Source organism: Snodgrassella sp. ESL0304, from assembly GCF_013344995.1.
GTDB lineage: Bacteria > Pseudomonadota > Gammaproteobacteria > Burkholderiales > Neisseriaceae > Snodgrassella > Snodgrassella alvi.
On record NZ_JAAEDR010000017.1, the window covers coordinates 201,635 to 213,114 of the forward strand.

Annotated in this window: 12 protein-coding genes; all 12 read left to right on the top strand. The window is 48.3% G+C overall.

Annotated elements, in window-relative coordinates; all coding sequences use genetic code 11:
• Nucleotides 1-38: 38 nt before the first annotated feature.
• Entirely contained in the window at nt 39-1,118 is a 1,080-nt protein-coding gene (gene apbC / locus GYX91_RS10570; protein WP_037393749.1) for an iron-sulfur cluster carrier protein ApbC, read from the top strand.
• A 162-nt stretch (nt 1,119-1,280) separates the two neighbouring features.
• The gene (locus GYX91_RS10575) at nt 1,281-3,008 is read left to right on the top strand and encodes a biotin--[acetyl-CoA-carboxylase] ligase (RefSeq protein ID WP_174830768.1); all 1,728 of its coding nucleotides are present in this window, start codon (nt 1,281-1,283) and stop codon (nt 3,006-3,008) included.
• Complete coding sequence (locus tag GYX91_RS10580; RefSeq protein WP_174830769.1) at nt 3,005-3,814, top strand: hypothetical protein; 810 nt, start codon at nt 3,005-3,007, stop codon at nt 3,812-3,814. Before GYX91_RS10575 ends, GYX91_RS10580 begins: the two co-directional genes overlap by 4 nt.
• Before the next feature lie 26 nt (nt 3,815-3,840).
• On the top strand, nt 3,841-5,316 hold the full coding sequence (locus tag GYX91_RS10585) for a lipopolysaccharide biosynthesis protein (protein WP_174830770.1): 1,476 nt from the start codon (nt 3,841-3,843) through the stop codon (nt 5,314-5,316).
• On the top strand, nt 5,313-6,068 hold the full coding sequence (locus GYX91_RS10590) for a glycosyltransferase family 32 protein (RefSeq protein WP_174830771.1): 756 nt from the start codon (nt 5,313-5,315) through the stop codon (nt 6,066-6,068). The genes GYX91_RS10585 and GYX91_RS10590 overlap by 4 nt, the downstream gene beginning before the upstream one ends.
• The gene (locus GYX91_RS10595; RefSeq protein ID WP_174830772.1) at nt 6,065-7,150 is read left to right on the top strand and encodes a stealth family protein; all 1,086 of its coding nucleotides are present in this window, start codon (nt 6,065-6,067) and stop codon (nt 7,148-7,150) included. Before GYX91_RS10590 ends, GYX91_RS10595 begins: the two co-directional genes overlap by 4 nt.
• 150 nt (nt 7,151-7,300) lie before the next feature.
• On the top strand, nt 7,301-8,122 hold the full coding sequence (locus tag GYX91_RS10600; RefSeq protein WP_174830773.1) for a glycosyltransferase: 822 nt from the start codon (nt 7,301-7,303) through the stop codon (nt 8,120-8,122).
• Between the two features lie 9 nt (nt 8,123-8,131).
• Nucleotides 8,132-9,370 carry a sugar transferase gene (locus GYX91_RS10605; protein ID WP_051506515.1) on the top strand — a complete coding sequence of 413 codons (1,239 nt, stop codon included), beginning with the start codon at nt 8,132-8,134 and terminating at the stop codon, nt 9,368-9,370.
• A 530-nt stretch (nt 9,371-9,900) separates the two neighbouring features.
• Nucleotides 9,901-10,773, top strand: a complete 873-nt coding sequence (locus GYX91_RS10610) for a hypothetical protein (protein WP_174830774.1) — start codon at nt 9,901-9,903, stop codon at nt 10,771-10,773.
• A gap of 45 nt (nt 10,774-10,818) precedes the next feature.
• Complete coding sequence (locus GYX91_RS11155) at nt 10,819-10,944, top strand: hypothetical protein (RefSeq protein ID WP_255454446.1); 126 nt, start codon at nt 10,819-10,821, stop codon at nt 10,942-10,944.
• On the top strand, nt 10,895-11,077 hold the full coding sequence (locus GYX91_RS10615; protein WP_174830775.1) for a hypothetical protein: 183 nt from the start codon (nt 10,895-10,897) through the stop codon (nt 11,075-11,077). Before GYX91_RS11155 ends, GYX91_RS10615 begins: the two co-directional genes overlap by 50 nt.
• Nucleotides 11,078-11,247: 170 nt before the next feature.
• Nucleotides 11,248-11,480 (top strand): hypothetical protein (locus GYX91_RS10620; protein WP_174830776.1); only part of this gene is annotated, 233 nt, incomplete at its 3' end.

The window sequence follows — 11,480 nt, forward strand, 5'->3', positions numbered from 1 at the left end:
AAATATGCGCCGGAAATACAGTTGCGGACTTAATTTGTATGAACACACAATCCATTACCGCCTTACTTAACACAATATCTATTCCGGACAGTAACCGTACACTGGGCAGTGAAAAAGCCCTGAGTAATGTTACCGTCGCCAGTGACGGCATTCATCTGGATCTTACTTTTCCCTATCCGGTTGCCCATCTGATTGACGAACTGCAACAGCGTATTGATCAGGCCATTACCACTGAATTCGGTGACACACCATTATTTGTTCAGGTACAACTGGCGATAGGCAAACATAAAGTGCAGCCCGGTGTGCAAACCATTGCCGGCGTCAAAAATATTATTGCGGTTGCCTCAGGTAAAGGCGGTGTGGGCAAATCGACTACCAGTGCTAATCTGGCAATTGCCCTGAGCCGCATGGGTGCTCGTGTCGGCGTCCTTGATGCTGATATTTACGGCCCCAGCCAGCCTACCATGCTCGGTGTCGCCGGCCTTGAACCGCGTCAGCATCAAGATAAGCTGATTCCGGTCATGGCTGCCGGTGAAATTCAGGTGATGTCCGTTGGTTTTCTGGTTGATACTGATCAGGCAGTTATCTGGCGCGGCCCGATGGTTAGTCAGGCTTTACAGCAGCTTCTGTTTCAGAGCCAGTGGGATGATGTCGATTATCTGATTATCGACTTACCCCCCGGTACAGGCGATATCCAGCTGACACTGGCACAGAAAATTCCGGTTACCGGTGCGGTTGTAGTGACCACACCGCAGGATATAGCACTGATTGATGCGCGCAAAGCAGTCAATATGTTCCAGAAAGTCAATATTCCCATTTTCGGCGTACTTGAAAACATGTCGGTGCATATCTGCTCTAACTGCGGCCATACCGAATCTATTTTCGGACAGAATGGCGGTAAACAGCTTGCTGATAAACTCGGTGTTCCCCTGCTGGGTCAGCTACCGTTAACAATGGCTGTACGTGAGGCCATGGATAACGGTACCGCCGGCATACTGGCAGAGCAGCAGCCGCAAATAGCCGGCTTGTATGAACAGGCTGCATGGCAGCTGGTGCAGGCACTGGCAGATCAGGGTAAAGACTATAGCCGGCGTTTCCCCAAAATTGTGGTCGAATAAACCTGCACAGCCAAATACATTTACCGAACCATGCGATAATATTAACAACGGTTGTGACTGCACGGCCGTTTTAACAGCCTGTCTGCATCCGGCGCAGCCGTCAGACACAGCAAATTGAATTTAACCTGTTGTAACCAATGACACCCTTGGTGATGCCATTTTATGAACACACCGTTTTGGCCGTTACTGGCCTTGCTTGCCGATGGTCTGGCACATGAAGTCCAGACACTGGCAGGCATTCTGAATAAAAAAATACCGCAGCTCAATGCAGCATGGCAGGATATGCCTGCCCATATCCAGAATCTGCTGCGTCAGCGCAATGGTGTCTGGCAGCTAACTAAAACTCTGGCATTAATACCGGAACACATCTTCAATACCAGTGCCCGTCAGTACGGGTTTAATCCGCAGCTGCTGGAGCAGACCACATCGACCAACAGCGTCCTGCTGGAGCAATTGCGCTATGCACCGGTAAATACAGCGCCGCAAATCTGTCTGGCTTATGAGCAGACTGCCGGACGCGGACGTCAGGGCAAATCATGGCAAAACCGTATCGGTGACTGCCTTATGTTCAGCCTGAGCTGGTCATTTAAGCGGCCTCAGGCAGAGCTTGGCGGTCTGGCGCTGGTAGTAGCGCTGGCTGTCGCACAAACTTTACGCGAACTCGGTGTAACGGCACAAATTAAATGGCCGAATGATCTGATGCTGGATAAAAACAAACTTGGCGGCATCCTGATTGAAACCATAGCGCAACAGAATCAGACCACTGCTGTTATCGGTATCGGCATCAATTTCAGTCTGCCCGATCAGGTAGGCACAGCCGCAGCTATTCTGTCTCTTCTGCCACATGCACAGGTAACACAGATTTTTCAGGGTGTTCTGGCCAAACTGGCACAATATCTGCCTCTGTTTGACCAGACCGGGCTAGAATCGTTTCTTAATGATTACAACCAGCTGCATCGGGATCAGGGACAAATAGTCCATCTCTTGGCCAACGGCAAGACCATTGCCGAAGGTACCGTTAACGGGATTGCAGCATCGGGGGCTTTATTGCTGCAAACTGCCGACGGAGAACGCAGTTTCGTCACCGGTGAAATCAGCCTGCGCCCGGGGACTGCACAGAATCAGGTACAAGCCAATAACAGAAAACGCTATCTGTTACTGGATGCCGGCAACAGCAAACTCAAATGGGCATGGGTAGAAAACGGCTGCATACTGGCTTATGGCAAAGCAGCCTACTACGACCTGAAGCCACTGATACAGGACTGGACCAGACAAGGGGCCGGCGTACAGCGCATTATCGGCTGTGCTGTCTGCGGAGAAGCCCGCCAGCAGCAAATCGCTGGTATTCTGCCACTGCCCGTACAGTGGCTGCCTTCCATGCCGGAAGCACTCGGCATCTCTAATCATTACCGCAATCCGGCCGAACATGGTGCCGACCGCTGGTTTAATCTCATCGGCAGCCGGCGCTACAGCCGTCAGGCCTGTGTTGTAGTCAGCTGTGGTACAGCTGTCACAGTAGATGCCCTTACCGACACCAACCATTATCTTGGTGGCAGTATCCTGCCGGGTTTTTATTTAATGAAAGAGGCATTATCGCGGCGCACTGCTAACCTTAACCGGCCGCTGGGCAAACCATACGCTTTTGCCACCACCACCCCGAATGCCATGGCCAGCGGCATTATGGACGCAGTCTGCGGGGCTATTGTGCTGATGCATGCGCGCCTGCAACAGAAAATCGGTGCCGGCAAACCTGTCGACATTATTATTACCGGCGGTGGTGCCAATAAAGTGGCTCAGGCACTCCCTAATACATTTGTCTTAGACAACCGCATTGAAATTGTGGATAATTTAGTGATTTACGGTTTACTAAACTGGGTTGAATACGCATGAAATGGCTGTTTGCAATTTTGGTAGCACTCAATATCATTGTTTTCGGCAGCATGATAGCAGGGAAACTGGTACATAGTAATTCTGGTGCACCTGCTGCAGCCAGTGCGGCCAGCCCTGAAACAGAAGCTGTTGCACCCGCCAGTCCTGACATCAGTGTGCGGCAGGCAACAGAAACTGAAACTGTTGCCGGCAGCAATACAACAGCGGCTAAAGCTGCCAGCAAAACAGAGACTACTGCTGCGCCCAAAACAACTACTGCCGCTACTACTACTGCTTCCGACAACACTGACAAACAGCCTGCTGCTCCGGCCAATACCTGTACTGCCACTGTTACCCTGCCGGAAGACGATTTTCATCGTATCAAAGGCCTGCTTACTCACTGGCCGTTTACCACCAGCCGCTTTATAGAACAGGTCAGCGCTCCGGTCAAAACCCGTCAGACAGCTGCTCCTACCCGCTACATGGTTGCCCTCTCTTCCGGTAATGACAGCAGTATACGTGCCCGTCTGCAGGAACAGGGATTTGACTACGGTGTTAATCAGGGTAAAGTCAGCCTTGGCGTATTTAACCGCCGGGAAGATGCAGAAGGCCTGATGGCGCGTGCCAAAATGCAGGGATTCAGTGACGCCTTTATCACCACATTGGGCGGTAGCAGCGACAGTGACAGCCAGTCATCCGGCAGTTCCGCTACCAGCATTGCCAAAATGCGCGTTGTATTCAGTGGTGTAGACAACTCAGCTATGCAGGACATCAACGCCATTACCGGTCGTTACGGCCGGATGCAGCGTAGTGGTAAATGTCATTAAGCCGGCACCTATCCGCTTAAATATTCATGAGTACCCGTGCAGTTATCCTGAAAAACATATCCGCTAATCTGCTGCTGCAACTGATAACTGCACTGGGCGGATTTATCCTGCCGCCGTTAATTGTTGTAACCTATGGTTCAGCAACCAACGGTATGCTGGCCTCTATCAAACAGTTTATTGCCTACCTGACTTTACTAGAGGCTGGCATCGGTGCAGCTGCCGTCGTAGCCCTTTATCAGGCGCTGACTGCACAGGATAACCAGCTGCGTAACCGCATTCTTGCAGCCGCCCATCACTTTTACCGCATCTCCGGCTGGCTGTTTGCCGTCGCATTACTGATACTGGCTATCCTGTTTGCCTGGCTTACCCACACCGAAATCAGTGCCAGCCTTACCTTTTACATGGTACTGATAATGGGTGCCGTGAATATTCTGGATTTTTTCTTTTTCGGCAGCTACCGTGCCTTACTTACTGCCGACCAGAAAACCTATATCATTTCCGCCATTCAGGCTGGCAGCATCTTCGTTAACATCGTCGTATGCTACTGGCTGATCCGTAACGGCTATAGTATTCTGACTGTTCAGTTTATCTCTACCCTGATACAGGCGAGTAAATTTCTGTTGTACCGTCACTATGTAAAACACCACTATCACAATCTGAACCAGCATTACGACAAACATAACGCGTATAAGCTGCAACAAACATGGGATGCCCTTACCCATCAGCTAACCGGCCTGCTGATATTCAGCTCACCACTGGTACTGATTACTTTTTTCCTGTCACTGAAAGACGCCAGCATCTACGCCGTTTATGCGTTGATTTTCGGCGCCATCAAAATGGCCTTGCAATCACTGTCACAAGGCATGCAGGCTATTTTCGGTCATAGCCTTACCACAGATATTCAGCGTACCCGTCAGAATTTCTGCCGCTATAATCGTCTCTTTATGTGCTTTCTGGGCTGGGTCTATACATGCACCGGCCTGTTGCTGGCACCCTTTATTCAGCTTTATACCCGTAATATGACCGATGCCAACTACCATCAGCCCGTGCTGGCTGCCCTGTTTTTACTGGTGGGCATTATTGAAAACAGCCGTATTCCGAGTATGACCATGATCATGGCAGCTGGTCGCTACAAAGACACCAAACCACAGGCACTGATCGAAGCTGCTCTGAACATTACCTGCTCAGTATGCTTTATACAGATATGGGGCAGTGCCGGCATTTTGCTTGCGGCATTGATATCATTTCTTTACCGCAGCAGTGAAATGGTGCATTACACCAGCAGACACATTCTGTCCCTGCCCTGCACCCGTGCCTATCTGCTGTGGCTGACAGTTTTTGCTACCATCGCCATTATCCTCACTATTGGCTGGCATCCGGTAAACAGCATCAGTGTACATACCTTTATCGATTGGATTAAACTTGGCTTTATTACCGGTCTGAGCACCGCCATACCCTTTGGCATCCTGTTAATTCTGATTTATCGCCGGCCTGCCCAATGATACCCAAACTGATTCACTATTGCTGGTTCGGACCTCAGCCACTGCCTGCCGCCACCCGACAATATATTGCCAGCTGGCGCCAGTTTCTGCCCGATTACCAGATTCAGCTGTGGAACGAACACAATTTTGACTATCAGGCTAATGCTTACACCCGTTCAGCCTATGCTGCCGGAAAATATGCCTTTGTAGCCGATGTCTGCCGTATTCAGGCACTTTATCAGCATGGCGGCATCTATCTGGATACCGATGTACAGATGATTGCCTCATTCGACCCGTTTCTGCACCATCACTGCTTCACCGGTTTCGAACAAGGTATGAATCCCTATACCCGCGAGCTTACCTGTAACCCTCAGGCTGGCGTAATGGGTTGTGAAGCCGGAAGCATTCTTATGCAGGATATCTGGCAACAGTATCAGAATCTTGAATTCAACCCGCAGAAGCTTATTACCATCAACCAGTTATTTAAACAAATATACCAAAAGCATGGAATTATCCTTAACGATCAGCGGCAGGAAATTCCCGGCTATGTCTGCGTTTATCCAAGTGATTACTTCATGGCCAAAAATGCCTATACCCATGAACTGAACCGTACTGCTAATACTGTCTGCATTCATCACTACGACGGTACATGGCTTAATGACAGTAAAGGCGTCAACCGGCTCAAACGCAGAATCCTGAACACTCTGCGTACTACACTTGGCGCCCGTAACAGCCAGAAACTGATAGTGCTGCTCAAACGGAAAAACCGATGAACACCAGTACTGACAATACCCCGATTGATTTTGTTCTGCCATGGGTAGACAACAGCGATCCGGACTGGCTGGCTGCAAAAAACCACTATCAGCCACAGCATCAGGGACACAGTGACGCGACCAGTAATAACCGTTATCAGGATTTCGGCACCCTGCGTTATGTGCTGCGCTCCATTGAAAAAAACTGCCCATGGTATCACAAAATTTACCTGATAACCGCCGATCAGCAGCCGCCATGGCTGAAAACCAGCCATCCGAAAATCGAAATTGTCAGCCACCGGCAACTGTTTATCCGCCCGCAGAATCTGCCAGTATTCAATTCCTCAGCTATCGAAATGAATCTGGTTAACCTTAAAGGCCTGAGTGAACAATTTGTTTATCTTAACGACGACACCGTCATTCTGCGTCCTGCCCCGCGTGAGCGGCTGTTTCAGCAAGGGCTGCCGGTAGACTTTCTCTGTCATGGCTGGCTAAAGCGCGGCAGCCTGTTTCGCCGTCTGCGCGGCCGCAACAGCTGGGTAGATGCACTGAATAACAATATTGCCCTGATTAACCGCCTGTATCAGCCGGCCTCACTGAATAAACAGCAATTATTTGCCCATAGCTACAGTTTGCGTGAAAAATTCAGCAATTTCCTGCTCAAATACCTTTACCGCCATTATTTCTGGTTTGCTCACTGGCATCTGCCCCAGCCTTACACCCGCAGTACCCTGCAACAGGTTTATCAGCACTTCGAACCGGAAATACTTGCCAGCACCGCAAACCGCTTCCGCGCCGGTAACGACCTCACCATCTACCTCAATCGCTACTGGCAACTCGCCAGCGGTGCATTCATACCCCAAAAACATAACGACGGCTTCGTACGTAACATCAGCAACATCACCGAACTGAATAACGCTATCCATTATCTGCATCGCCACCCGGAAATCCGTTTTGTCTGTCTCAACGATACCTGCACCAGCAACAACAGCACCGAACTGGCACAACTGCACGCTGCTCAAAGTGCATTTTACGAGCACTACCTGCCCGATCCGGCCTCATTTGAGCAAAACAGCCAGCAGCCATCATCACAGTATAAATAGATATAAATGTAAAAAAATCAGCAACTATCTTTGATGTAACAGCATAAACTTGCGCCCGCTGTCATCCGGGAGGCACCTGCCTGCATTGTTGCGATATAATAAACAAATCTTGACAAACTATTAGCATAGGCATCCATCACTGCCACAACCATGAAAACGCGCCCTTTTTCCGTTCTGCTTTCCTTATATGCACAGGAACATCCCGACTGGCTCAGCGCCTGTCTGGAAAGCCTGTGCACGCAGAGCATACAGGCCGACGAAATCATCATGGTACTGGATGGTGCCGTAGGTACTGAACTGCATAGCGTACTGAACAGCTATCAGACCCGGCTGCCTCTGAAAATCGTCCCCCTGCCGCAACACGTCGGTCTCGGACATGCCCTTAATGCCGGACTGGAACATTGCCGGCATGAATGGATCATGCGCATGGATACTGACGACATCTGCGCACCCGGACGGTTTGAATACCAGTGTGCATATATCCTGGAAAACCCCGATATCGCCCTGTTCAGCGGGCAGATAGCTGAATTCAGCACAACCCCGGAACTAAGCGGCACAGTCAGGCAGGTACCTCTTACAGACAGTGCCATCCGCCATTATGCTCAGTGGCGCAACCCGATTAATCACATGGCTGCGGCCTACCGCAAAAGTGCGGTACAGGCAGTAGGCGGCTATCAGCATCACCAGTGGATGGAAGATTACAACTTGTGGCTGCGCCTGCTGGCGGCCGGCTATCAGGCAGCAAACCTGCCGGAAACCCTCGTGTATGCCCGTGCCGGCCACAACATGCATGCCCGCCGGCGCGGGCTGCGCTACCTTCGCAGCGAATGGCAGCTGCTGCGTCTAAAACACCGCCTCAAAAGCCAGCCATTGCTGCCGGCACTAAGCTGTTTTGCCCTGCGCGGCAGCAGCCGTCTGCTGCCCACCAGCCTGCTGGGCAACCTCTACCAACATTTGCGCCTGAACAAATAAAAAACAATTATGCGAAGTTTACTGTCCTATAAAAGCCGTCTTTTCTTCGGAACCCTGCTGGTAATGCTACTGCCGCTGGCCATCATGGAGCCTATTAAAGGCTTTGCTCAGGGGCGTGCTGCTTTCATCACCAGCATAATTCTTGCCGGTATTGCCCATATTCTGACAACCAAATCTTTATCCGTATTCAGCAACTTTCCCGGCAGAAAATCCGCAGTGATTGCTCTGCCGCATGCTTTCTTCTGGTTTTTCGGCATGTGGATGACGGCCAAATTCTTTAACCTGCCCTATACCGTATGGTTTTTATTCATGGCAGGCTGTCTGTCCCTGTTTCTGTGTATTTCTTATATCTATTACCGCAACAAATTCATAACAACCTACGCATACCTGCCCTACGGACGTGCCAGCAACGCCGACCAGCTTCCCAATGTCAACTGGATAAAATTAACCAGCCCCTGCCTGCCTGAGACCTCTGTTATTAACGGCATTGTTGCCGACCTGCACGAACCTGAGCTCGACAACCACTGGCAGAAATTTCTTGCCCGGCAAACCCTCAATGGCATGCCTGTCTACAATATTCGTCAGGTAGAAGAATTTCTTACCGGACGGGTTAAAATTCATCACCTATATGAAAATGATCTTGGTTCTTTACTGCCTTCACCAACCTATGTATTGATTAAACGCGTATTCGACATCGTTCTTATCCTGCTGTCTGCCCCTGTTACCCTGCCGGTAATGCTTATTACTGCCATTGCCATCAAACTTGAAAGCCCGGGTAACATCCTGTTCCGGCAAAACCGTGTAGGACGCAGCGGCAAAGAATTTTGTATTTATAAATTTCGCAGCATGTGCAGCGATTCAGAGAAAAACGGTGCCCGCATGGCGCAACTTGGGGATGCCCGCGTCACCCGTATCGGACACATCATCCGCAAAACCCGCATCGACGAACTGCCGCAATTCTGGAACATCCTGAAAGGTGACATGAGCCTGATTGGTCCCCGTCCCGAGCAAAAAGTATTTGTCGACCAGTTTATTCAGGAAATTCCCTTTTATGACTACCGCCACATTGTCAAACCCGGTATTTCCGGCTGGGCGCAAGTTACTCAGGGCTACGCTGCCGACACCGAACAAACCCAGATAAAAATCGAACATGATTTTTACTACATCAAACATTTTTCCTTCTCACTTGATATACTCATATTCTTCAAAACCCTCAAAACCATGCTCACCGGCTTCGGCGCACGCTAACCCAGCCATCTCATACAAAACGCTACCAGTAAAATCTTACCGGTAGCGTTGCAATACACAAACAGAAACCCATAAATCCAACAAAAAGCAAACCATGAACATCAAAACAGCCAAGCAGTAATACTCATAACATCGCTTAAACTTCTGTTTTCCGCCATTTTCTATAATCGATTCAATTCCTTTAATTACATACCAATCAAAATCTGCCTGCACTGCGCATCCATATACACGTATCAGAAAATAATAATCACATCCGTTGCCGAATCCAACATCAACCTATAGCAATTAGCGTATAACATGCCTCAACCAAATCTATGCATAACCAATTATCAAAACCCAATATTATTCATATATAAATATTTATTCATAATATATAACATATCCTGACAATATAATTATTTCACAAATTTTATTTAGTCATTAACAATTATCAAATAACAGAAAATTTAAACACCAAACAACATTCAGCCATTTCCTGAATGTAAATAAAATGTTAATTTATCTTTATAAATAGAGAAAAAGGGCTGCTTATGAAGTCTGGATATAAAAAGATTATGCTTATCGTGGTGCTGTGGCAGGTGTTGCTGCTTGCCGGCTGTGACTATTATGTGAGCGAACAACCAGCACAGCAAGCACCTCTGTTCTATAACCGTGATAGCCGTGGCCGCGCCGATACTATTGGCAAACTCGGTACTTACTCTATCAGCATTCCTGCAGGAGTGATTGATGGCTGGGCACGCTATATGGGCGATCCGGGCGATTTTGCTGATCCTAAAATCAAAGCCAGATACCAGCGCCCGCCGGAATCTTACGATTTGCCGATTGAATCATTTGGCTTTCTATATCGTATTACTGATGGCGATGTTTATACCTCTTTTCGGCAGACACAACAGGATTATCGCCACGATAATGAGACCCTTATCCCTAATTATTTACCATTTCCTTGGGCGGACGTCAGTGCCTATGGTGTCTATGGTGCGAAACCATTGAATTTTAATGCCTATGTGCAAATTATCTTTAGATCAGCAAAGGAAGTTACCAATTTTGACTATATTCAACAGAAACAACCGTTGTATGGCTTAACTGTGTATAAGGCAAATAATGGTATTGATCCAAAAACCAGCGAGCCGTGGAAATCGGATGCGAATACCAAAGATATTTTGCTTAAAAAAGATCAGGCCGGCAATATTAAAACCTATATCAATTGTCAATTTACTCAGCATATCAATTCTTGTGGTCATATGTTTTATAACGATGACTGGCATATTCAGGTACGGATGAGCTATAGCAGGACGTATCTGCCACGGTGGCAGGAAATGGAGGGCAGGGTTATGCAGATACTGGAAAGCTGGCGCGTAACACGGGAAGGCAAGCTGCTGGGCAAACAGATTGGTAAGGCTTAGTTTTTGATAGTGGTACAACTTATTGATTATCTTAGGGAGAAGAGCATGTTAGAAGCACAAAAAGTATCGGCAGCTGAAATCAGGGCATGGCGTAAGCAGATTGAAAATGGTGATTTATCCGATGTTGGAGCGGTGTATCAGCAACTGGCCAAGTGGCTATCATTATGCTGAATGGGCCTATGGAGTAGCTTCTGCAGATAGCATTACCGGTAATGGCGCGCTGGAATTTATGCAGACGGTGGCGAATGAACATAATCATATTTTAACGGCCGATGAAACCAATAAGATACGCCGCGCTGGATAAGCTTATTTAAATGTAAATATTTATCAATATATTCTATATGCATCAATACTGAACTTTTGCTTAACATTTAATTTAAAACAATAAAAATTCTAAAATAGCATACTTTTTATTTCCTTTTGGTAAAGTTTCTGTTAATTTTTATCCTATGAAATAGAGAAACAAGGCTGCTTATGAAGTCTGGATATAAAAAGATTTTGCTTATCGTGGTGTTGCTGCTTGCCGGCTGTGACTATTATGTGAGCGAACAACCAGCACAGCAAGCACCCGTACCGTTCTATAACCGTGATAGCCGTGGCCGCGCCGATACTATTGGCAAACTCGGTACTTACTCTATCAGCATTCCTGCAGGAGTGATTGATGGCTGGGCACGCTATATGGGCGATCCGGGCGATTTTGCTGATCC